The following is a 21,031-nucleotide window of genomic DNA, read 5'->3' as shown; positions in this document are numbered from 1 at the left end:
CAATGACTTGCGATGTTCGCGGGCGGATGGCCGCATGCCACCCGCCCTGAACGGGGTATCAACGGTTGTAGGCCGTTTCGCCGTGGGACGTGATGTCCAGTCCTTCGCGCTCGGCTTCTTCCGAGACGCGCAGGCCGATAAGCAGGTCCGTGATCTTGTAGGCGATGAAGGACACGACGCCGGACCAGACGATGGTCAGCAGCACGCTCTTGACCTGCACGTAGAACTGGTGGCCGATGGTGAAGGTGTCGGGCGTCAAGCCCCCCGTGCCGCCCAGGCCGGGGGCCGCGAACACGGCGGTCAGGATGGCACCCAGGATGCCGCCCACGCCATGCACGCCGAATACGTCGAACGCGTCGTCGGCACCCAGCATCTTCTTGAGGCCGCTCACGCCCCACAGGCAGACGATGCCGGCCAGCAGGCCCAGTACGATGGCGCCCATCGGGCCGACGAAGCCCGCGGCAGGCGTGATGGCCACAAGACCGGCCACAGCGCCGGAGGCGGCGCCCAGCATGGAGGCCTTGCCCTTGGAGAGCGCTTCACCGGCGATCCAGGACAGCGCAGCGGCGGCGGTGGCCAGCAGGGTATTCACGAAGGCCAGGCCGGCCAGCGCATTGGATGCACCAGCGGAGCCGGCATTGAAGCCGAACCAGCCCACCCACAGCAGCGAGGCACCGACCATGGTCAGCGTCAGCGAATGGGGCGTGAACGCCTCCTTGCCGAAACCGATGCGCTTGCCCACCACGTAGGCCCCCACCAAGCCGGCGACACCGGCGTTGATGTGCACCACGGTACCGCCCGCGAAGTCGAGCGCGCCGTCGGCACCCAGCAGGCCGCCGCCCCACACGATGTGGGCCATGGGCACGTAGCTGAAGGTGAACCACAGGACGCTGAACAGCAGCACGGCAGAGAACTTGATGCGCTCGGCGAAGGCCCCGACGATCAGCGCCACCGTGATGGCCGCGAACGTGCCCTGGAAGGCGATGAACACGTACTCGGGGATGGTGGTCAGCGCGCCGAAGGTCTCCTGGGTCACGCCCTTGAGGAAGATCTTGTCGAAGCTGCCGAAGAAGCTGCCCGCGCCCACGAACGCCAGACTGTAGCCGTACAGGGCCCACAGGATGCTGATCAGGGAGAAGATCACGAACACCTGCATGAGCACCGACAGCATGTTCTTGGAGCGGCCCAGGCCGCCGTAGAACAGCGCGAGGCCGGGGATGGTCATGAGGATCACGAGCATGGTGGAGGTGAGCATCCAGGCGGTGTCGCCGGAGTCGACCTTGGGCGCGGGCGCCGCTGCGGGCGCGGCCTCCGCCGCAGCAGGCGCTGCTGCGGCCGGAGCGGCGGCTGCGGGTGCAGCGGATTCGGTGGTGGCGGGCGCCTGGGCGATGGCGGCCCCGCCGGCCAGCAGGCTCATGCCGATCAGAAGGGAGGCTAGCAGTTTCTTCATGTCTGTTCTTTCGGTCCTATACACAGCTTTTACAGCGCTTCGCGGCCGGTTTCGCCGGTGCGGATGCGCACGACCTGTTCCAGGTCATAAACAAAAATCTTGCCGTCTCCGATCTTGCCGGTGCGGGCAGCGCCCTCGACCGCCTCGATGACGCGCTCGACAAGGTCGTCGGCCACGGCTGCCTCGATCTTTACCTTGGGAAGGAAGTCGACGACATACTCGGCGCCGCGGTACAGCTCGGTATGCCCCTTCTGGCGGCCGAAGCCTTTCACCTCGGTCACGGTGATGCCTTGCACACCCATGCCGGAGAGGGCTTCGCGCACCTCGTCGAGCTTGAATGGTTTGATGATCGCTGTCACCAGTTTCATGTTCGGATCCTCTCGGTTGTTGAAATGAAGATGCACCCCCGGCGCCTCTTGCCGCTTTGGATGCCCGGGTGATTTACATCGCCTTAGTCACCATGACGGCAGGCGGTTCTTGTTGGCGCCGATGACCGTCCCCAACGACAGGCCATTGCCGGAATCGTACGCTCCGCCAGGGCTTCAGCCGACAGAAGAAGGGGCAGAAGCGACCGCCATGGCTGGCTGTTGCTCCACGAGTGTCAGATGCATCGATATCTCCATGGTGGTAAAAAGGGACGCGCATTCTTAGCACGTACCATGCCAAAGCCCTATGCTTCGCTACACCATGGAGTCCCGGCTTCTATTAGCGACTTGATGCAAACGTTATATAGATTGATGCACCGCCGGAATGCACTCATTGGGTGCGTTCCGGTCTATGGCATTTTCCATCGTGGTGCGGCAGCCCGCTCCTGGGGAGGATTTGACAATTGAGCCTTGCTTTGGTGCAAAGCCGCGCCCTCGTCGGTCTGGAAGCGGCGCCCGTGATGGTCGAGGTCCACCTGGCCAACGGCCTGCCGAGTTTCACGCTGGTGGGCCTGGCGGACGTGGAGGTGAAAGAGGCGCGCGAGCGCGTGCGTGCGGCACTGCAGAACGCGGGGCTGGAGTTTCCGCACAACAAGCGCGTGACCGTGAACCTGGCGCCGGCCGATCTGCCCAAGGACTCGGGCCGCTTCGACCTGCCGATCGCGCTGGGCATCCTGGCGGCCAGCGGCCAGGTCGACGGCACCCGGCTGGCGGGCCACGAGTTCGCGGGCGAGCTGTCGCTGTCGGGCGAGTTGCGCCCGGTGCGCGGCGCCCTGGCTACCAGCCTGGCCCTGCATGCGCAGGGCGTGCAGCGGCGCCTGGTGCTGCCGCCCGGCAGCGCCGAGGAGGCCGCGCTGGTGCCCGGCGCCGAGGTCTACCGCGCCCGCCACCTGCTGGACGTGGTGCGCCAGTTCATGCCCGTCGGCGACGGCACCGCGCCCGAGGCCGGCGTTGGCTGGACCCGCCTGGACGTCACGCCGCCGCCGGCACAGGCAAGCTATGCCGATCTGGCCGACGTGAAGGGCCAGGCCGCGGCCAAGCGGGCGCTGGAGATCGCCGCGGCCGGCGGTCATGGCCTGCTGCTGCTGGGGCCGCCGGGTTCGGGCAAGTCGATGCTGGCCCAGCGCTTCGCCGGGCTGTTGCCGCCGATGGCGGTGGACGAGGCGCTGCAAAGCGCCGCCATCGCCAGTCTGGCCGGCCAGTTTGCGCTGGAGCGCTGGGCCCAGCGCCCCACGCGCAGCCCGCACCACACGGCCAGCGCGGTGGCGCTGGTCGGGGGCGGGTCGCCGCCGCGGCCCGGCGAGATTTCGCTGGCGCACCATGGCGTGCTATTCCTCGACGAACTGCCAGAATTTCCGCGCGCGGCGCTCGAAGCGCTGCGCGAGCCGCTGGAGACGGGGCTGATCCGCATCGCGCGGGCGGCGCGCCAGGCCGAGTTCCCGGCCCGCTTCCAGCTCGTCGCGGCGATGAACCCCTGCCCCTGCGGCTTCCTGGGCAGCACGCAGCGCGCCTGCCGCTGCACGCCCGACCAGGTGGCGCGCTACCAGGGCAAGCTCAGCGGCCCGCTGCTCGACCGCATCGATCTGCACGTGGAAGTACCGGCCCTGCCCGCGCAGGATCTGCTGCAGGCCCCGCCCGGCGAAGGCACCCCGGCCATCCGCGCCCGCGTGCAGGCCGCCCGCACCCGTGCGCTGGCGCGCCAGGGCAAGGAAAACCAGGCGCTGCAGGGCCGGGAGATCGACGCCCACCTGGCGCTCGGCGATGCGGCGGCGAAGTTCCTGCAGGCCGCCGCCGCGCGCCTGGGCTGGTCGGCGCGCAGCACGCACCGGACGCTGAAGGTGGCGCGCACCATCGCCGACCTGGCCGGCAGCGACAGCGTTTCCACAGCCCATGTGGCCGAGGCGGTACAGTACCGGCGCGCACTACGGTCAACGGGCTGATGCTCTTAAATTGATAGCTTTCAGCGCGCGCTGCATAAGCGCTGGAGGCACTTTTTGCTACAAACCCGGGCCGAGCGCCTTCCAGCGCCGCGTGAATTCGCCCTGTCCGTCCACGCTCTCCAGGTGCACGTCGAAGCCCCAGAGCCGCGCCACGTGCTTGAGCACCTCCTGCGCGTCGTCGTGCAGCGGGCGGTCGTTGTGCTGCGTGTGGCGCAGGGTGAGCGAGCGGTCGCCGCGCAGGTTCACGCTCCAGACCTGGATGTTGGGCTCGCGGTGGTTCAGGTCGTACTGGCGCGACAGCGCCTCGCGCAGAGCGCGGTAGCCGCTGTCGTCGTGGATGGCGCAGACCTCCATCTCGTCGTCCTGCTCATCGTCGCGGATGGCGAACAGGCGGAAGTCGCGCATGAGCTTGGGGCTGAGGAACTGGCCGATGAAACTCTCGTCCTTGAAGTTGCGCATGGCGTAGTCGAGCGCGGGCAGCCACGGCGTTCCCGCGATGTCGGGGAACCAGCGGCGGTCTTCTTCCGTGGGCTGCTCGCAGATGCGCCGCAGGTCGCGGTACATGGCGAAGCCCAGCGCATAGGGGTTGATGCCGCTGTAGGCGCGGTGGCCCACGGGCGGCTGGAACACCACGTTGGTGTGCGACTGCAGCCACTCCATCATGAAGCCGTCGGCGAGCCGGCCACGGTCGTACAGCGTGTTGAGCAGCGTGTAGTGCCAGAACGTAGCCCAGCCCTCGTTCATCACCTGGGTCTGGCGCTGCGGATAGAAGTACTGCGCCACCTTGCGCACGATGCGCACTACCTCGCGCTGCCAGGGTTCGAGCAGCGGGGCATTCTTTTCGATGAAGTAGAGCAGGTTTTCCTGCGGTTCGGCGGGGAAGCGCTTGACTGATTCCTCGTGCGTGGCCGCATCGGCGCGGCGCGGCAGCGTGCGCCAGAGGTCGTTGACCTGCTGCTGCAGGTAGTACTCGCGCTCTGCGCGGCGCACCTTTTCCTGCGCGAGCGAGAGCTTCTGCGGGCGACGGTAGCGGTCCACGCCGTAGTTCATCAGCGCGTGGCAGGAGTCGAGCAGATCCTCCACCGCATCGACGCCATGGCGTTCCTCGCACTCGGCGATGTAGTTCTTGGCGTAGACCAGGTAGTCGATGATCGACGACGCATCGGTCCACATGCGAAACAGGTAGTTGCCCTTGAAGAAGCTGTTGTGCCCATACGCCGCGTGGGCGATCACCAGGGCCTGCATGGCCATGGTGTTCTCTTCCATGAGGTAGGCGATGCAGGGGTCGGAGTTGATGACGATCTCGTAGGCCAGCCCCATGTGGCCGCGGCGGTAGTTCTTCTCGGTGGCGATGAACTGCTTGCCGTAGGACCAGTGGCGGTAGATGACGGGCATGCCTACGCTGGCGTAGGCGTCCATCATCTGCTCGGCGGTGATGATCTCGAGCTGGTTGGGGTAGGTGTCTAGGCCGAAGCTTGCGGCCGTGCGGGCGATTTCGCCGTGGTAGGCCTCGATCAGGTCGAAAGTCCAGTCCGCGGGGCTGGGCAGCGGCTCGCGCTTCATGCGGCCACCCCTCCCTTCTTGAACAGGTCGCGGAACACGGGGTAGATGTCGGTGGCCTCGGCCACCTTGCGCAGCGCGAAGTTGGCGTGCGACTCCTGCAACTGGGCGTATTCGTCCCACAGGTTCTGCTCGGCCTCGGCCACCTGCACGTAGGCGTAGTAGCGCACCAGCGGCAGGATCTGCTCGGCCAGCAGCTTGCGGCAGCGTCCGCTGTCCTGGTGCCAGTTGTCGCCGTCGCTGGCCTGGGCGCCGTAGATGTTCCACTCCGCCGAAGGGTAGCGGGCGCGGATGATCTCGTGCATCAGTACCAGCGCGCTCGACACCACGGTGCCGCCGGTTTCGGTGGCGTGGAAGAACTCGTCCTCGCTCACCTCCTCGGCCTGCGTGTGGTGGCGGATGAAAACCAGGTCGATGCGCTCGTAGTGCCTGGTGAGGAACAGGTAGAGCAGCATGAAGAAGCGCTTGGACATGTCCTTGCGCGCCTCGTCCATCGAGCCGGAGACATCCATCAGGCAGAACATCACGGCCTTGGCGCTGGGCACGGGCGTGCGCACGTGGCTGCGGTAGCGCAGGTCGATCGGGTCGATATAGGGCACATGGCGCGCTGTGCGGCGCAGTTCGTCGATGCGGGCCTCGGTCTCGCGAATTTCGCGGGCGATCATGCCCTCGCCGGCATCCGGGCGCGCGCGCAAATGCAGCAAGAGGGCTTCGAGCCGGCGCAGTTCGCGCCGGTTCTCGCCGCCCAGCGCGATGCGCCGCGCCAGCGCGCCGCGCATGGAACGCACCACGTGCAGGTTGTTGGGCGTGCCGTCGCTGGTCAGGCCGGCGCGGTGGCTCTTCCACTCGGGCACCTCGGCGAGCTGCGTGCGGATCAGGTGCGGCAGCGCCAGGTCTTCAAAGAAGACCTGCATGAACTCTTCCTTGCTCAGGTGGAAGACGAAGTCGTCGTTGCCCGCGCCGGTATCGCTGGCCTCGGAGCCGCCGCCCCCGCCCGCGCCGCCGCCCTGGGGCCGCTCGATGCGGTCGCCCTTGACGTATTCCTTGTTGCCGGGGTGCACGTATTCGCGGTTGCCGCCCTGGGCGTGGCCGAACACGGGCTCGGATACGTCGCGCCGCGGCAAGGGGATGTCCTCGCCCTGCTCCAGGTTGCGGATGCCACGGCCACTGACGGCCTCGCGCACGGCTTCCCGGATCTGGCTGCGATAGCGCCGCAAGAAACGCTCGCGGTTGCCGATGGATTTGTTTTTGCCGGACAACCGACGATCGATGATCTGCTGCAGCATGGCCAAGATGTCAAACCTCCGTCCAATGGACCGCGGGCGGCCCGGGTGCGCGTCCCGGGCCGCCGTGCATCACGAACTCTTGCGAACGCGCAAATACCACTCGCACAGCAACCGCACCTGCTTGGGCGTATAGCCCTTTTCCACCATGCGGTTGACGAACTCCTCGTGCTTTTTCTGCTCGTCGGCGCTGCTCTTGGCGTTGAAGCTGATGACGGGCAGAAGCTCCTCGGTGTTGGAGAACATCTTCTTCTCGATCACCGTGCGCAGCTTCTCGTAGCTGGTCCACAGCGGGTTCTTGCCCGCGTTGCCGGCGCGCGCGCGCAGCACGAAGTTCACGATCTCGTTGCGGAAGTCCTTGGGGTTGCTGATGCCCGCGGGCTTCTCGATCTTTTCCAGCTCGCCGTTGAGCGAGCCGCGGTCGAAGATTTCGCCGGTATCGACGTCGCGGTACTCCTGGTCCTGGATCCAGTAGTCGGCATAGGTGACGTAGCGGTCGAAGATGTTCTGGCCGTACTCGCTATAGCTTTCCAGGTAGGCGGTCTGGATTTCCTTGCCGATGAATTCGGCGTAGCGCGGCGCCAGCAGCTCCTTGATGTAGGAAAGATACTTCTGCTCGGTCTCGGCGGGGAACTGCTCGCGCTCGATCTGCTGCTCCAGCACGTACATCAGGTGCACCGGGTTGGCCGCCACCTCGGTGCTGTCGAAGTTGAAGACCTTGGAGATGATCTTGAACGCGAAGCGGGTGGAGATGCCACTCATGCCCTCGTCCACGCCGGCGTAGTCGCGGTATTCCTGGATCGACTTGGCCTTGGGGTCGGTGTCCTTGAGGCTGTCGCCGTCGTAGACCAGCATCTTGCTGTAGATGCTCGAATTCTCGGGCTCCTTCAGGCGCGTGAGCACCGAGAACTGCGCCATCATCTTGAGCGTGCCGGGCGCGCACGACGCCTGCGCCAGCGACGAGTTGCGCACCAGTTTGTCGTAGATCTTGACTTCCTCGGTCACGCGCAGGCAGTACGGCACCTTGACGATGTAGATGCGGTCCAGAAAGGCCTCGTTGTTCTTGTTGTTGCGAAAGGCCTTCCACTCGCTCTCGTTGCTGTGGGCGAGCACCACGCCGTCGAAGGGGATGGCGCCGAAGCCCTCGGTGCCCTTGAAGTTGCCTTCCTGCGTGGCGGTCAGCAGCGGGTGCAGCACCTTGATCGGCGCCTTGAACATCTCGACGAATTCGAGCAGGCCCTGGTTGGCCAGGCACAGGCCGCCGGAATAGCTGTAGGCGTCGGGATCGTCCTGGGCGAAGGTTTCGAGCTTGCGGATGTCGATCTTGCCGACCAGGCTGGAAATATCCTGGTTGTTCTCGTCGCCCGGCTCGGTCTTGGCCACGGCGATCTGCTTGAGCACCGAGGGATGGCGCTTGACCACCTTGAACTTGCGGATGTCGCCGCCGTACTCCTCGAGCCGCTTCACGGCCCAGGGCGAGAGGATGCGCTGCAGGTAGCGGCGCGGGATGCCGTATTCCTTCTCCAGGATGGGGCCGTCCTCGGCCAGATCGAACAGGCCCAGCGGCGACTCGTTGACCGGCGAGCCCTTGATCGAATAGAACGGCACGTGCTCCATGAGCTGCTTGAGCCGCTCGGCGATGGAGCTTTTGCCGCCGCCCACGGGGCCGAGCAGGTAGAGGATCTGTTTCTTTTCCTCCAGCCCCTGCGCGGCATGGCGGAAGTAGGACACCACCTGCTCGATGGCGTCCTCCATGCCGTAGAACTCCTTGAACGCCGGGTAGATCTTGATGACCTTGTTGGCGAAGATGCGCGAGAGGCGCGGGTCGTTGCGCGTATCCACCATCTCGGGCTCGCCGATCGCATTGAGCATGCGCTCGGCAGCGGTGGCGAAGGCCATCGGGTCCCTCTTGCAGATATCCAGGTACTCCTGGAGCGTGAGCTCCTCCTCGCGAGTGCGCTCGTACCGCGCTGCGAAGTTGCTGATGACATCCATCCGAACACCTCCATCAAATCCACGGGGCGCTGCCACGCGGGCTTCGGGGCTTGCAATGCTGCGCTGCCAGTATCGGCGTGCGCGGCGCCTTGCATGCTCCGAATAGAACCCACAAAGCAGGACTGTTCACAAGGGTCGGCATGCAAGGACTGTGCCCTGAATGCGCACTCCGGCGGTCTGTTACATGGCAGACCGCGAAGGCGCCGGGTTAGTTCCTCGCTCCAGCCGGTTCCACCTTACCCCAAATCGGGCGGCGCATGTCTGCGCGCGTGCTCTTTCAGCCACAGCACGCAAGTGCACTGCACACACAGCAAGAATGGTCATGCGGCGCGCGGCTGCCGCACCACCAGCACATCGCCCTGCGCAACTTCGAGGACGCGCTGGGCCACGCTGCCCAGCAGCAGCTCGCGCAGGCCCGTGCGGCCCTGCGTGCCGAGCACCACGAGATCGGCCTGCCGGTCGCGCGCATAGCCGTCGAGCAGGCGCGCCGGGTCGCCGTGCGCCACATCGACATGCATGCGGGCGCGCACCTCGTCGGGCAGGCCCGATGCGTCGATGAACGCCTGGCAGGCCTGCAGCGCGGCCCCGCGCGCCGCGTCCACGGCCAATGCGCGCTGCTGCCCGCCGTCCGCCAACGCGGGGGAGCCGGCATTGAAGGCGTGGAAGAGCGTGAACGACGCATGCGCAAAGCAATGGACGGCGACGTTCAGCGCCCGCCTGGACGTGGCGGAAAAATCGGTTGCCACCACTACGCGCTCATAGGCATGGCGAGGGCGCGCGCGCACCACGAGCACGGGCGCATCGGCACGCCGCACCAGCGCATCGACGGTGGAGCCCAGCACCACGCGGCCCAGCGCCTCGTTGCGCGCGATGCCGACGACGATGAACTCCGCCTTCTCCAGCGCGGCGATGGAAAGCACCGTGTCGGCCACCGCGCCCTGCCCCACGCGCACCGTGATCGGCACGTCGTTGGCAGCGGCATCGGCCCGCAACTGGGCTTGCGCCACCTGCACCGGGTCGGCCTGCGGCGCGCCGGCGGCCCGGGTCCGCACGGCGGCCATGTCCGCCGCGTCGAGCACGGTGAGCGCGACCAGCCGCGCCTGCCACTGCCGCGCGAGCTGCAATGCACGGTCGAGCGCGCGGTCGCTGCGGCAGCCCAGGTCGGTGGACAGCAAAATACTGCGCGGCGGCGCGCTGTTCCATGAGGAAGATTCGGTCATCGGTTTCTCCTGCGGTTAATGAGACAAGACTTGCACGAAACATGCTCCGTCGACCCGCAGCGCCTTGTGCCGACGCTGGCTCCGCACCCTTGTTTGCGCAAGTCGTATGAGGGTCATCCATGGCGCAGCCTCCGGTTCGGCAAGCAGCCCGAGGCGGCGCAGCACGGCCCTCTCGCACTCCAGCACGGCCATCCGCACGACGCCCACCGCCACCAGCGCCAGCGCCAGCGCTTCGGCCAACGCCACGGGCGGGAATCGAACACGGCCCGCATCCACGGAGCATAGGTGAATGCCATCTGCGCCGCCACCACGGCCAGCACCACCTGCGCTGGCTTCCTTCGCGGCCTCGGCTGTCGCCGCATGGTCGCCGGCGATCATCTTCACGGGGCGATGCCCGCGCCGCGGCATTCGGCCGCGGCGGCCATGGCCACGGGCTGCGGCGGGGCGATGCGCCCTGTGCTGATGCGGGCAAATACGAAGCCGCCGCGCGCCGTTGCGGCAAAATGGCGGATTCGCGCGGGCAGCCTGCCCGCCCGTGCACAGTGGACGAGCCAGGCCGGCCAGCCTGCCGCCCATCGGCCCGCGCCACTACCCCCGCCTGCTTTACCTGACCCTTTCCGCCGATCGACCATGAGCGCATTCAACGAAGAACGCGTGCTGTCCGTCCACCACTGGACCGACCGCCTGTTCAGCTTCACCACCACGCGCGATCCTTCCCTGCGCTTCTCCAACGGCCACTTCACCATGATCGGGCTGAAGGTGGATGGCAAGCCGCTGCTGCGCGCCTACAGCATCGCCAGCCCCAACTACGAGGAACATCTGGAGTTCCTGAGCATCAAGGTGCCCGACGGCCCGCTGACCTCGCGGCTGCAGAACATCCAGGTGGGCGACAGCATCCTCGTGGGCCGCAAACCCACGGGCACGCTGCTGATCGACTACCTGCTGCCGGGCAAGCGCCTGTACCTGCTGGGCACGGGCACGGGACTGGCGCCGTTCCTGAGCGTGGCGCGCGACCCCGAGAGCTACGAGAGGTTCGAGAAGGTGGTGGTGGTGCACGGCGTGCGCGAGGTCAAGGAACTGGCGTACCACGCGCTGTTCACGCGCGAGCTGCAGCAGCACGAGTTCCTCGGCGATATCGTGGCCGGCAAGCTGCTGTACTACCCCACCGTCACGCGCGAGGCGTTCCGCAACCAGGGCCGCATCACCGACCTGATGGAAAGCGGCAAGCTGTTCGCCGACCTGGGCCTGCCGCCGCTGAACCCGGCAGAGGACCGCGTGATGCTCTGCGGCAGCCCTGCGATGCTGCACGACCTGAAGCTGATGCTGGAGGCGCGCGGCTTCAAGGAGGGCAACACCACCACGCCGGGCGACTTCGTGATCGAGCGGGCGTTCGTGGAGAAGTAGGCCGCCCGGCAAGAAAGCCTTGCGCACAACCGGCAGCGCCCAAAACAGACTGACGCAAAAACAATGCAACCGAGCTCATCCGCGCTGAAAACAGCCCCGTTCTTCCATATACTCCCCCCCATCTCACCCGCTATCGCAGTATTTCAAAGCGGTACAACTGCATACTCCCCAGGAGTATAAGGAATTCAAGGCGTGGATGCCCGCCGCGGCGGCTCGGCCACGAAGCCGATGCGCGACAGCCCGGCCTGCTGCGCGAGCCCCATGATCTCCACCACGCGGCCATAGGGCACGGCGGCGTCGGCGCGCAACTGCAGCTCGGTGGCCGGGTCTTCGGCGGCGGCCTGCGCCAGCCGCGCGGCCAGCGCGCCGGGGGTGATGGCCGCACCGTCCAGCCAGGCCTGGCCCTGCGCGTCCACCGCCAGCACCAGCGCGCGCGGCGCGGCGCCGGGCGTGGCGCCCGCGGCGCGCGGCAGGTCCAGCCGGATGGCGCTGGCCAGCAGCGGCGCGGTGAGGATGAAGATGGCCACCAGCACCAGCATCACGTCCACCAGCGGCGTGACGTTGATGTCGGCCATGGGCCGGCTCTCGGGGCTGCGCTGCAGGCGTCCGAAGGCCATGGCGGTGCCTGTGCTGCGCCCGCGCGTCAGCCGCGTGGCGGGCCGCCGCCGGCCAGCAGTTCGCGCAGGTCGTGCGCGAAGCCTTCCAGGTCGGCCTCGATGCGGCCCGCGATGCGACCGAAGACGTTGTAGGCCAGCACGGCGGGGATGGCCACGGCCAGGCCCGCGGCGGTCATGACCAGGGCCTCGCCCACGGGGCCGGCGACGCGCTCGATGGTGATCTGCCCGCCCTGGGACAGGCCCACGAGCGCGTGGTAGATGCCCCAGACGGTGCCCAGCAGCCCGACGAAGGGCGCGATGGAGCCCACGGTGGCCAGCAGCACCTGGCCGAACTGCAGCCGGCGGGCCACGGTGTCGAGCGCCTCGCGCAGCACGCGCGTGAGGCGCTGCGCCGCGTCGCCCGCGCCGGCCAGCGTGCCCTGTGTGCCCGGGTCCTGCCGCGCGGCCCGCACCAGCGGCAGCGCCAGCCCTTCGCGGTCGAACGCGGCCATGCCGGGCAAAGCCGCATCGAGGGACGCGGCCTGCCAAAACGCCGCCTTGGCGCGCCGCACGCCCGCACCCGCGCGCAGCAGCAGGCGCAGCCGCCAGACGATGACGACCCAGCTCGCCACCGACATGGCCAGCAGCAGCAGCGCCACGCCGCGGGTGACGGCATCGCCCTCGCGCAGCCATTGCAAGCCGTCCATGCGCAGACTCCTCCCCGTCAGTTTTCCACGGAGTCCGCGTACCGCCCGCGGCCTACGGAGCCGGAGCGCCCCGAGGCGGGGCCACCGCGCAACGGGCTGCTGCGCCCGGCCGCAGGGGGCATCCCCCCGAGGGGGCGGCGCCGAAGGCGCTTCGGGGGTGGACTCATTTCAAGCCGAGCACGTCGAACATGTCGTACAGGCCCGCGCCACGCCCGGCCAGGAAGCGCACCGCGCGCAGGCTGCCCTGGGCGTAGGTGGTACGGCTCGACGATTTGTGCGTGATCTCGATGCGCTCGCCGATGCCGGCGAACAGCACCGTGTGGTCGCCCACGATGTCGCCTCCACGAATGGCGGAAAACCCGATGGTGGAGGAGTCGCGCTCGCCGGTGACGCCTTCGCGCGCATAGACGGCGCAGTCCTTCAGGTCGCGGCCCAGGGCGTGGGCGATGACCTCGCCCATCTTCAGCGCGGTGCCCGAGGGCGCATCGACCTTGTGGCGGTGGTGGGCCTCGATGATCTCGATGTCGTAGCCGGTGGAAAGCGCCTTGGCCGCCATCTCCAGCAGCTTGAGCGTGACGTTGACGCCCACGCTCATGTTGGGCGCGAGCACGACGCCCACGTCCTGGGCGGCGCCGGCAATCTCGGCCTTCTGCGCGTCGGTGAATCCGGTGGTGCCGACCACGGCGCGCACGCCGAGCGCGCGGCAGGTGCGCAGGTGGGCCAGCGTACCCTCGGGGCGGGTGAAGTCGATCAGCACCTCGGCACCGTCTAGGCCGCGCCGCGGGTCGCTGGTGATGGGCACGCCGCTGGCGAAGCCGAGGAAGGCGCAGGCGTCGGAGCCGACGGCAGGGCTGGCGGCGGTATCCAGGGCGCCGACCAGCACGCAGTCGTCGCTGGCGCGGATGGCCTCGATCAGCATGCGGCCCATGCGGCCCGAGGCGCCGGCCACGGCGACGCGGTGCCGGGGCGCGCAGGCAGAGGATGGAGCGGTGGTTGCGGAGGTCATGCGCTGCGGCCTCGGAGGGGTGGGGCGGTGCACTAGCGGGTGGTGGCGGGTTCGAGCGGCGGATAGTTCACGGCGGGGACAGGCGGCGGCGCGGCCTCGGCGGGCGCGGCGGGGGCCGGATATTTGGCAAGCTGGGCTTCCGTGGCTTCGAGCGGGGGGATCGCCGCGCCCTTTCTGGAATGGGTGTCGAGCGTGGCGACGAACTCGGCCTCGGTCGGCATTTCGTCGCCCTCGAAGCGCTCCAGCACATCGCCCTTGAAGTACACGCTCAGGCGGCGCGCCTGCGGCTGCACGCCCTGGCGCTTGATGGTGAACACGTAGTCCCAGCGGTCGGCGTGGAACAGGCTCATGACCAGCGGCGTGCCCAGCAGCTCCCGCACCTGCTGGCGGCCCATGCCGATCTGCAGCGCCTGGACCTGCTCGCGCGAGACGAAATTGCCCTGCACTACCTCGATCTTGTAGGGGGTGACGATGCCGGCCACGCGTTCGCTGGCGCTGTCGAGGCTCGAACATGCCGCCATGCCGCAGCAGAGGGCAAGGGCGCAGGCCGCGCGGGCGGCGCGAAGGTGGTAGACGGGCATGGGAGAGGGCATGGCGATATGATCGAGGGCCATTGTAGCGATTGGCCCCGCGCCCTCTTTCTTGCCGCGCAGGGGCCGCGCCGCCGCGACCCGGGCCTGCCCCTTGTGGACGAAAGACCCCCATGAGCAACATCGACGAGTTGAAGAGCACCGGCCTGAAGGCGACGCTGCCGCGCCTGAAGATCCTGGAGATCTTCCAGAAGGGCGCGCAGCGCCACATGACCGCCGAAGACGTGTTCCGCGTGCTGCTCAACGAGCATTCCGACATCGGCCTGGCCACGGTCTACCGGGTGCTGATGCAGTTCGAGCAGGCCGGCATCCTGAGCCGCAGCCATTTCGAGAGCGGCAAGGCGGTGTATGAACTCAACGAAGGTCAGCACCACGACCACTTCGTCTGCACCCACTGCGGCAAGGTGGAGGAGTTCTTCGACGCCGAGATCGAGAAGCGCCAGCAGATCGTGGCCAGGCACAAGGGCTGGGTGCTGCAGGACCACGCAATGTCGCTCTACGGGCTGTGCGGCGCCTGCGCGGCGAAGATGGCGCACTGAGCGCGCGCGGCAGGCGTCTGGCGCCAAGAATATGCATGGCGCAAGAATGTGCCTGTGGCGCCCGCCCTTCCTGAGATTTAACCTGGAAACGGCAGTTGGATGCGCCTGCCGGTGCCGTGATCGGGGCGTCAGGCAAGACCGGGCGACGCGGCGGGCTTGCTGCCCGCAAGGAGGAGCAACGCCGCATGGCGCGGCGAGCGCGGTGCCGGCAGGTGCATGGCGCTCTCACCCACGAGGTGAACGCCATCGAAGCCGGCAACGCTCGATTGCATGCGGCCTGGCGAGGGATACGAAGCGGTCAACTGCCGTTTCCAGGTTCAATAGCAAACCGGGGTTCAGCCGCTGCTGCTCTCGCCGCTCTCCATCGCGCGCCGGTGCCGCTCCACGAACTCCTGGTAGGTGTCGATGCCGCGCAACTGCAGGATGGTATTGCGCACGGCGGCCTCCACCAGCACGGCGATGTTGCGCCCCGCCACCACCTGGATGATGGCTTTGCGCACGGGCACGCCGAGCACGTCCTGCGTCAGGGGCTCGTAGGGCAGGCGCTCGTACTCACGCTCCAGCGTCTCCTTGCGCACCAGGTGCACGATGAGCCTCAGGCGCATCTTGCGGCGCACCGCCGTCTCGCCGAAGATGGCGCGGATGTCGAGCAGGCCGATGCCGCGCACCTCCAGCAGGTTCTGCAGCAGATCGGGGCACTTGCCCTCGATGGTGGTCTGGTTGATGCGAAACAGGTCCACCGCGTCGTCGGCCACCAGGCCGTTGCCGCGCGATATCAGCTCCAGCCCCAGCTCGCTCTTGCCCAGGCCCGATTCGCCGGTAATGAGCACGCCCAGGCCCAGGATGTCCATGAACACGCCGTGCATGGAGATGCGCTCGGCGAAGTGCTTGGACAGGTAGGCGCGCAGCACGTCGATGACGAAGGCCGACTGCTCGTGTGTGGAGAACATCGGGATCTGCGCGCGCTCGCACATCGACAGCAGCGCCTCGGGTGCGCTCTGGCCGTCGGCCAGCACCAGCACCGGAGGTTCGAGCGTGACGATGCGCGCGATGCGGCGGGCGCAGTCCTCTGCCGTGGCGTTGGTCAGGTAGGCGATCTCGCGCTCGCCCAGGACCTGCACGCGGTACGGGTGGATGTAGTTGAGGTAGCCCACCAGGTCGGCGCCCGAGCGGGCGGCGCGCACCACCACCTCGACGAAGCGGCGCTCGGAAGCGCCGAGGCCAGCCACCCATTCCCACCGGAGGTGGGTGCGGAATTCCTCGAACAGGGCGTCGGCGCTGACGACGGTGGGCTTCATCGAGCGGCGTCAGCGCATCGGCGGGAGATCAGGCCGGCTGCTGGCTCGACTGCCAGTTGGCGATCAGGCCATGCAACGCGAGCGCATCGGTGCTGGCCTTGATCTTCTCGCGCAGCGGCGCGTTGCTGAGCAGCTCGGCGATCTCGGAGAGGATCTCCAGGTGCTTCTGCGTCGCCGCCTCGGGTACCAGCAGGAAGATCAGCAGGCCCACGGGCTGCTCGTCGGGCGCATCGAAGCCGATCGGGTTCTGCAGATGGAACACCGCCGCCATCGGCGCCTTCAGGCCCTTGATGCGGCCATGCGGGATGGCCACGCCATGGCCCAGTCCCGTGGAGCCCAGGCGCTCGCGCGCGAACAGGCTGTCGGTGACCAGCGCGCGGCTCAGGCCATGCAGGCTTTCGAACAGCAGCCCGGCTTCTTCGAAAGCCCGTTTCTTGCTGGTGGCATCGACGCTCACGAGAACTTGAGCGGAAGGCAGGATGGACGCGAGACGGTTCATAGGAGAAGGTCGTGGAGGCGGATTATGCACCCGTCTACCGGCTGGCGCGCGCAGCCGGAGAGAGGCAAAAAAAACCGCCCGTCAAGGGGCGGTGCGGAGCATGTTGCAAGCAACCGTTACATAGTGCGCGAATTACGCAAACGCGGGGCCTGCGGCGGGCATCACATGAGCCGCTTGGGCGCGTCGCAGGCGTGGGTCTGGATGCGGCCCTTGTGGCGCACGACCTGGCGGTCGAGCTTGTCCATCAGTTCGTCCACCGCCGCGTACAGGTCGGCGTGGGCGCTTTCGGCGAACATGTCGTTGCCCCGCACATGGATGCTGCACTCCGCGCGCTGTCGTCGCTGCTTTTCCTTCTGTTTCTCGACCGTGAGCAGAACCTTGATGTCCACCACCTGGTCGAAGTGACGCGTGATCCGGTCGAGCTTGTCGGTCACGTAGTTGCGCAGCGCGGGTGTGACTTCGAGATGGTGACCGCTGATCGTCAAGTTCATGAGAGCCTCCTGTTGCACTCGGGGTTGAAAAAGCCGTCCGAAAAACGGACGGGCAGCGAACTTGAATGGCTGGGAATCTTGGAATGGGAGCGACTGGCAAAGGGCCGTTGCGGCTGTGAGGCCACTATGCGCCGCGCCCTGGCGAAAAGCAATCCCGATGCGCCCAGCCCGCGTAGGGACATGCGCGCGGCAGCTAGGCAAGCCGGCGAATTGCTTCCACAATAGTCTGGCTTTGCGCCGCACCCGGCATGCGCGCTGCCCCCTTTTCCAAGCTCTCCTTTTCCGCTGGCGCGCACCGCCGTCGCGCGGTCATGGCGCGGTGGGCGCGGTGCCATAATCCGCTGCCATTCGCAGCACTTCCTGGAAAACCCGCATGGAAACCTACCCTAGTCGGTAGCTTTCAACTCCTCTTGCCGCATCGGGGGGTTGGAAGCACCCTCCCTCCCCTCGCGCCGATGCCGCCAAGCCCTACTGGGAGTGCCCCATGCTCAACATCTTCACGCTCGCCAACGGGCGGCTGTTCCAGGAAGAAATCGAATCGCTCGAGGAGCTGGCCCGGTTCCGTCCGATCTGGGTGGACCTGGAAGATCCCACGCTCGAGGAAAAACGCTGGATCAAGCAGCATTACGGCCTGTCCATCCCCGAAGATGCGATGGACGAGGACATCGAGGAATCGGCCCGCTTCTACGAGGAAGACAACGGCGAGCTGCACATCCGCAGCGACTTCCTGATCGACGACCATGAGCACCCGCGCTCGGTGCGCGTGGCCTTCATCCTGAACCAGCACAACGAGGAGCTGAAAAGCCGCGGCGTGCTGTTCTCCATCCACGACGAGACGGTGCCGGTGTTTCGCCTGCTGCGCCTGCGCGCGCGCCGCGCACCGGGGCTGATCGAGGACGCCAAGGACGTGCTGCTCAAGCTCTTCGACGCCGACGCCGAATATTCCGCCGACACGCTCGAAGGCATCTACGACGAGCTGGAGGCGGTGAGCAAGCAGGTGCTCTCGGGCAACGTGACCGACGCCCTGGCCGGCGAGGTGCTGGGCGGCATCGCGCGGCAGGAGGACCTGAACGGGCGCATCCGCCGCAACGTGATGGACACGCGCCGCGCGGTGAGCTTCATGATGCGCAGCAAGATGCTGGGCGCCGAGCAATTCGAGGAGGCGCGCCAGATCCTGCGCGACATCGAGTCGCTGGACAACCACACGGCGTTCCTGTTCGACAAGATCAACTTCCTGATGGACGCCACGGTCGGCTTCATCAACATCAACCAGAACAAGATCATCAAGATCTTCTCGGTGGCCAGCGTGGCGCTGCTGCCGCCCACGCTGATCGCCAGCATCTACGGCATGAACTTCAAGACCATGCCCGAGCTGGACTGGGCCTGGGGCTACCCGTACGTGCTGGCGCTGATGGTGGCCAGTGCGCTGGGGCCGATGTGGTACTTCCGCCGCCGTGGATGGCTGAAGTAGTTTTGCAAGCCAAATCGGCCTGCAGCGCCCGTATTTCCTGCGGTAGCAGCTATTTTTTCGATAGTGATCGCAGCCATGCCGCGGCGATGCCCGCGCTGTAGCGGCTGGCGACTGCAGCGACGAAGCGCGTGAAGTCGGCGTGCGCCGCGTCGTCGGCGCGGTCGGAGATGGTGCGCACCGCCGCGAACGGCAGGCCGTAGTCATGGCAGACCTGGGCCACGGCGGCGCCTTCCATCTCCACGGCCAGCGCGTCGGGCAAGGCGTGGCGCAGCGCGGCGCTCTCGGCGGCGGTGGAGACGAAGCGGTCGCCGCTCACCACCAGCCCGCGGTGCACGCGCGGCGCGTGCAGGCCGAATGCCGCCACGGCCTGCGCGCCCAGCAGTGCCGCCGGCTCGCGCAGCAGCGCGTGCGCGGCGCCGGCCAGGGCGTCAGCGATGGCGCCGTCCGCATCGAAGCGCGCGCGCCCGAGCAGCGGCACTTCGTACTTCGGGAAGATCGGCGAGGCGTCCAGGTCGTGCTGCAGCAGCCCGGCGGCGACCACCACGTCGCCCACCGCCACGCCCGGCGCCAGCCCGCCGGCCACGCCGGTGAAGACGATGGCGCGCACGCCGAAGCGCTCGGCCAGCACCGTGGCCGTGGTGGCCGCGGCCACCTTGCCAATGCGCGAGAGCACGGCCACCACAGGCTGGCCGTGCAGGTGGCCGCACCAGAAATCGCGCCCGGCGGCGCGCACGCGCCGCCCATCGGGCATCAGCGCCAGCAGCGCGCCCAGCTCTTCCTGCATGGCGCTGACGATGGCCAGCGGAGCCGGCGTGCCGTGGGGCGAGTCCATGGCGCGATTATCGGGTGCGCGCCATGCCCTGGCAGACGTGGTTTCAGCTCCTGGTGCGCAGCTCGCGCCGCAGTATCTTGCCCACGGGCGACTTCGGCAGCTCGGTGCGGAATTCCACGATGCGCGGGCGCTTGTAGCCCGTGAGGTTCTGGCGGCAGTAGTCGTGGACCTGCTGCTCGGTGAGTGAAGGGTCGCGGCGCACGATGATCACCTTGACGGCCTCGCCGGAATGCTCGTCGGGCACACCGACCACCGCGCATTCGAGCACGCCGGGCAGGGTGGCCACCACGTCCTCGACCTCGTTGGGGTACACGTTGAAGCCGCTGACGAGGACCATGTCCTTCTTGCGGTCCACGATCTTCACATAGCCGCGCTCGTCCATGACGCCGATGTCGCCGCTCTTGAACCAGCTGTCGGCGGTCATGGCCTTGGCGGTCTCGTCGGGCCGCTGCCAGTAGCCGGCCATGACCTGGGGGCCCTCGATGGCGATCTCGCCGGGCTGGCCCAGGGGCACCTCGCGGCCTTCGTCGTCGATCATCTTCATGCGCGTGGACGGCAGCGGCACGCCGATGGTGCCGGTAAATTCGGTGGCCGTGACCGGGTTGCAGCTCACCGAGGGCGAGGTTTCCGACAGGCCGTAGCCCTCGCAGATCGGGCAACCGGTCTTGCGCAGCCAGAGGCTGGCTACCGCGCCCTGCACGGCCATGCCGCCGCCCACCGACACCTTCAGGTGGCTCCAGTCCACGGTGCCGAAGTCCGGATGGTTGGCCAGGCTGTTGAACAGCGTGTTGACCGCCGGCAAGCAGTGGAAGCGGTGCCTGGACAGCTCCTTGAGCATGGCGGGCAGATCGCGCGGGTTGGGGATCAGCAGCGTCTTGCCGCCCGTGCGGATGGACAGCATCATGTTCACCGTGAACGCGAAGATATGGTAGAGCGGCAGCGCGCAGACGCTGGTGGGCTGTTCGCCGGCCGGCACCTTGGCCATGACCGGCGCGTGCCAGGCTTCGGACTGCAGCACGTTGGCGATGACGTTGCGGTGCAGCAGCACGGCCCCCTTGGAAACGCCCGTGGTGCCTCCGGTGTACTGCAGCAGCGCGATGTCGTCGGGGCGGATGTCGGGCGCCTGGAACGTGCCAGCCGCGCCTTGCGCCAGCGCATCGTTGAAGCGCACGGCGCCCGGCAGGCTGTAGTCAGGCACGATCTTCCTGACGCTGCGCACCACGAAGTTGACGGCCGCGCCCTTCAGCAAGCCCAGCCGGTCGCCCATGGTAGCCAGCACCACGTGCTTGACCGGCGTGCGGGCGATGCACTGCTGCAGCGTGTGGGCGAAGCTCTCGATGATGACGATGGCCTTGGCGCCCGCGTCGCCGAGCTGGTGCTCCAGCTCGCGCGGCATGTAGAGCGGGTTGACGTTGACCACCACGAAGCCCGCGCGCAGGATGGCTGCCACCGCCACGGGGTACTGCGGCACGTTGGGCATCATGATGGCCACGCGGTCGCCGCGTACCAGCCCCAGGCCCTGCAAGTAGGCGGCGAGCGCGCGGCTCTGCGCGTCGGTCTGCGCATAGGTCACGTCGTGGCCCATGAAGCTGTAGGCCACGCGGTCGGCGTATTTCTGGAAGCTCTCCTCCATCAGCGCCACCAGCGACGGGTACAGCGCGGGGTCGATATCCGCCGGCACTCCCTGCGGGTAGCTGCCAAGCCAGATGCGGTCGGTCATGTCTC

Annotated in this window: 21 protein-coding genes; 4 read left to right on the top strand and 17 right to left on the bottom strand. The window is 67.5% G+C overall.

Translation table 11 applies throughout. The features are described from left to right. Positions 1-58: 58 nt before the first annotated feature. Complete coding sequence (locus PY257_RS12715) at positions 59-1,450, bottom strand: ammonium transporter (RefSeq protein WP_275742364.1); 1,392 nt, start codon at positions 1,448-1,450, stop codon at positions 59-61. A gap of 29 nt (positions 1,451-1,479) precedes the next feature. Then, on the bottom strand, positions 1,480-1,818 hold the full coding sequence (glnK, locus tag PY257_RS12710; protein ID WP_275742362.1) for a P-II family nitrogen regulator: 339 nt from the start codon (positions 1,816-1,818) through the stop codon (positions 1,480-1,482). 461 nt (positions 1,819-2,279) lie between these two features. On the opposite strand from glnK, the gene PY257_RS12705 reads away from it, so the two are divergent. After that, positions 2,280-3,815: a YifB family Mg chelatase-like AAA ATPase gene (locus PY257_RS12705; RefSeq protein ID WP_275742360.1), complete on the top strand. Its 1,536-nt coding sequence runs from the start codon at positions 2,280-2,282 to the stop codon at positions 3,813-3,815. Positions 3,816-3,872: 57 nt separating this feature from the next. Here PY257_RS12705 and PY257_RS12700 read toward each other — a convergent pair whose 3' ends face one another. The 5 genes from PY257_RS12700 to PY257_RS12680 form a co-directional block, all read right to left on the bottom strand. Further along, positions 3,873-5,378 carry a SpoVR family protein gene (locus PY257_RS12700; protein WP_275742358.1) on the bottom strand — a complete coding sequence of 502 codons (1,506 nt, stop codon included), beginning with the start codon at positions 5,376-5,378 and terminating at the stop codon, positions 3,873-3,875. Continuing rightward, positions 5,375-6,661 carry a YeaH/YhbH family protein gene (locus PY257_RS12695; RefSeq protein WP_419095708.1) on the bottom strand — a complete coding sequence of 429 codons (1,287 nt, stop codon included), beginning with the start codon at positions 6,659-6,661 and terminating at the stop codon, positions 5,375-5,377. The genes PY257_RS12700 and PY257_RS12695 overlap by 4 nt, the downstream gene beginning before the upstream one ends. A 69-nt stretch (positions 6,662-6,730) precedes the next feature. After that, on the bottom strand, positions 6,731-8,653 hold the full coding sequence (locus tag PY257_RS12690; protein WP_275742355.1) for a PrkA family serine protein kinase: 1,923 nt from the start codon (positions 8,651-8,653) through the stop codon (positions 6,731-6,733). 320 nt (positions 8,654-8,973) lie between these two features. Next, on the bottom strand, positions 8,974-9,873 hold the full coding sequence (locus PY257_RS12685) for a universal stress protein (RefSeq protein ID WP_275742353.1): 900 nt from the start codon (positions 9,871-9,873) through the stop codon (positions 8,974-8,976). A 15-nt stretch (positions 9,874-9,888) separates the two neighbouring features. Further along, a complete protein-coding gene (locus PY257_RS12680) occupies positions 9,889-10,257 on the bottom strand; it encodes a hypothetical protein (RefSeq protein WP_275742351.1) in 369 nt (122 codons plus the stop codon). Positions 10,258-10,503: 246 nt separating this feature from the next. On the opposite strand from PY257_RS12680, the gene PY257_RS12675 reads away from it, so the two are divergent. Continuing rightward, positions 10,504-11,277 carry a ferredoxin--NADP reductase gene (locus PY257_RS12675; protein ID WP_275742349.1) on the top strand — a complete coding sequence of 258 codons (774 nt, stop codon included), beginning with the start codon at positions 10,504-10,506 and terminating at the stop codon, positions 11,275-11,277. Between the two features lie 185 nt (positions 11,278-11,462). Here the strand turns inward: PY257_RS12675 and PY257_RS12670 are convergent, their stop codons facing one another. The 4 genes from PY257_RS12670 to PY257_RS12655 form a co-directional block, all read right to left on the bottom strand. After that, positions 11,463-11,894 (bottom strand): ExbD/TolR family protein, encoded by a 432-nt coding sequence (locus PY257_RS12670; protein ID WP_275742347.1) that lies wholly within the window; start codon positions 11,892-11,894, stop codon positions 11,463-11,465. 26 nt (positions 11,895-11,920) lie between these two features. Beyond that, a complete protein-coding gene (locus PY257_RS12665; RefSeq protein WP_275742345.1) occupies positions 11,921-12,580 on the bottom strand; it encodes a MotA/TolQ/ExbB proton channel family protein in 660 nt (219 codons plus the stop codon). A gap of 163 nt (positions 12,581-12,743) precedes the next feature. After that, complete coding sequence (dapB, locus tag PY257_RS12660; protein WP_275742343.1) at positions 12,744-13,586, bottom strand: 4-hydroxy-tetrahydrodipicolinate reductase; 843 nt, start codon at positions 13,584-13,586, stop codon at positions 12,744-12,746. A gap of 32 nt (positions 13,587-13,618) precedes the next feature. After that, positions 13,619-14,167 carry an outer membrane protein assembly factor BamE gene (locus PY257_RS12655; RefSeq protein ID WP_275742541.1) on the bottom strand — a complete coding sequence of 183 codons (549 nt, stop codon included), beginning with the start codon at positions 14,165-14,167 and terminating at the stop codon, positions 13,619-13,621. Positions 14,168-14,289: 122 nt separating this feature from the next. Between PY257_RS12655 and fur the strand changes: the two genes are divergently transcribed. Next, positions 14,290-14,715, top strand: coding sequence for a ferric iron uptake transcriptional regulator (gene fur, locus PY257_RS12650; RefSeq protein WP_275742341.1), 426 nt, complete (start codon positions 14,290-14,292; stop codon positions 14,713-14,715). Between the two features lie 128 nt (positions 14,716-14,843). Here fur and PY257_RS12645 read toward each other — a convergent pair whose 3' ends face one another. From PY257_RS12645 to hpf, 4 genes are all read right to left on the bottom strand, one after another. Beyond that, a complete protein-coding gene (locus PY257_RS12645) occupies positions 14,844-14,987 on the bottom strand; it encodes a hypothetical protein (RefSeq protein WP_275742339.1) in 144 nt (47 codons plus the stop codon). A 63-nt stretch (positions 14,988-15,050) separates the two neighbouring features. Beyond that, entirely contained in the window at positions 15,051-16,013 is a 963-nt protein-coding gene (gene hprK / locus PY257_RS12640; protein ID WP_275742338.1) for an HPr(Ser) kinase/phosphatase, read from the bottom strand. A gap of 28 nt (positions 16,014-16,041) precedes the next feature. After that, on the bottom strand, positions 16,042-16,512 hold the full coding sequence (locus PY257_RS12635; protein ID WP_275742336.1) for a PTS sugar transporter subunit IIA: 471 nt from the start codon (positions 16,510-16,512) through the stop codon (positions 16,042-16,044). A gap of 161 nt (positions 16,513-16,673) precedes the next feature. Then, a complete protein-coding gene (gene hpf / locus PY257_RS12630; protein WP_275742334.1) occupies positions 16,674-17,003 on the bottom strand; it encodes a ribosome hibernation-promoting factor, HPF/YfiA family in 330 nt (109 codons plus the stop codon). A gap of 484 nt (positions 17,004-17,487) precedes the next feature. Here hpf and corA point away from each other — a divergent pair, with 484 nt between their 5' ends. Continuing rightward, positions 17,488-18,474, top strand: coding sequence for a magnesium/cobalt transporter CorA (gene corA, locus PY257_RS12625; protein ID WP_275742332.1), 987 nt, complete (start codon positions 17,488-17,490; stop codon positions 18,472-18,474). A gap of 49 nt (positions 18,475-18,523) precedes the next feature. On the opposite strand, the gene PY257_RS12620 is transcribed toward corA, so the two are convergent. Continuing rightward, a complete protein-coding gene (locus tag PY257_RS12620; RefSeq protein ID WP_275742330.1) occupies positions 18,524-19,306 on the bottom strand; it encodes a 5'-methylthioadenosine/adenosylhomocysteine nucleosidase in 783 nt (260 codons plus the stop codon). 43 nt (positions 19,307-19,349) lie between these two features. Further along, a complete protein-coding gene (locus PY257_RS12615; RefSeq protein ID WP_275742327.1) occupies positions 19,350-21,026 on the bottom strand; it encodes a long-chain-fatty-acid--CoA ligase in 1,677 nt (558 codons plus the stop codon). Positions 21,027-21,031: the final 5 nt, after the last annotated feature.

Origin of the sequence: Curvibacter soli (assembly GCF_029211125.1) — a bacterium.
In the GTDB taxonomy this organism is placed as follows: Bacteria; Pseudomonadota; Gammaproteobacteria; order Burkholderiales; family Burkholderiaceae_C; genus Curvibacter_A; species Curvibacter_A soli.
This window is presented reverse-complemented; position numbering and strand designations above follow the sequence as displayed.

Coding starts and splice junctions, on each gene's coding strand:
- PY257_RS12715 (WP_275742364.1), bottom strand. CDS start 1,450: ATGAAGAAACTGCTAGCCTCCCTTCTGATCGGCATGAGCCTGCTGGCC.
- glnK (WP_275742362.1), bottom strand. CDS start 1,818: ATGAAACTGGTGACAGCGATCATCAAACCATTCAAGCTCGACGAGGTG.
- PY257_RS12700 (WP_275742358.1), bottom strand. CDS start 5,378: ATGAAGCGCGAGCCGCTGCCCAGCCCCGCGGACTGGACTTTCGACCTG.
- PY257_RS12695 (WP_419095708.1), bottom strand. CDS start 6,661: ATGCTGCAGCAGATCATCGATCGTCGGTTGTCCGGCAAAAACAAATCC.
- PY257_RS12690 (WP_275742355.1), bottom strand. CDS start 8,653: ATGGATGTCATCAGCAACTTCGCAGCGCGGTACGAGCGCACTCGCGAG.
- PY257_RS12685 (WP_275742353.1), bottom strand. CDS start 9,873: ATGACCGAATCTTCCTCATGGAACAGCGCGCCGCCGCGCAGTATTTTG.
- PY257_RS12675 (WP_275742349.1), top strand. CDS start 10,504: ATGAGCGCATTCAACGAAGAACGCGTGCTGTCCGTCCACCACTGGACC.
- PY257_RS12670 (WP_275742347.1), bottom strand. CDS start 11,894: ATGGCCTTCGGACGCCTGCAGCGCAGCCCCGAGAGCCGGCCCATGGCC.
- PY257_RS12665 (WP_275742345.1), bottom strand. CDS start 12,580: ATGGACGGCTTGCAATGGCTGCGCGAGGGCGATGCCGTCACCCGCGGC.
- dapB (WP_275742343.1), bottom strand. CDS start 13,586: ATGACCTCCGCAACCACCGCTCCATCCTCTGCCTGCGCGCCCCGGCAC.
- PY257_RS12655 (WP_275742541.1), bottom strand. CDS start 14,167: ATGCCCGTCTACCACCTTCGCGCCGCCCGCGCGGCCTGCGCCCTTGCC.
- fur (WP_275742341.1), top strand. CDS start 14,290: ATGAGCAACATCGACGAGTTGAAGAGCACCGGCCTGAAGGCGACGCTG.
- PY257_RS12645 (WP_275742339.1), bottom strand. CDS start 14,987: ATGCAATCGAGCGTTGCCGGCTTCGATGGCGTTCACCTCGTGGGTGAG.
- hprK (WP_275742338.1), bottom strand. CDS start 16,013: ATGAAGCCCACCGTCGTCAGCGCCGACGCCCTGTTCGAGGAATTCCGC.
- PY257_RS12635 (WP_275742336.1), bottom strand. CDS start 16,512: ATGAACCGTCTCGCGTCCATCCTGCCTTCCGCTCAAGTTCTCGTGAGC.
- hpf (WP_275742334.1), bottom strand. CDS start 17,003: ATGAACTTGACGATCAGCGGTCACCATCTCGAAGTCACACCCGCGCTG.
- corA (WP_275742332.1), top strand. CDS start 17,488: ATGCTCAACATCTTCACGCTCGCCAACGGGCGGCTGTTCCAGGAAGAA.
- PY257_RS12620 (WP_275742330.1), bottom strand. CDS start 19,306: ATGGACTCGCCCCACGGCACGCCGGCTCCGCTGGCCATCGTCAGCGCC.
- PY257_RS12615 (WP_275742327.1), bottom strand. CDS start 21,026: ATGACCGACCGCATCTGGCTTGGCAGCTACCCGCAGGGAGTGCCGGCG.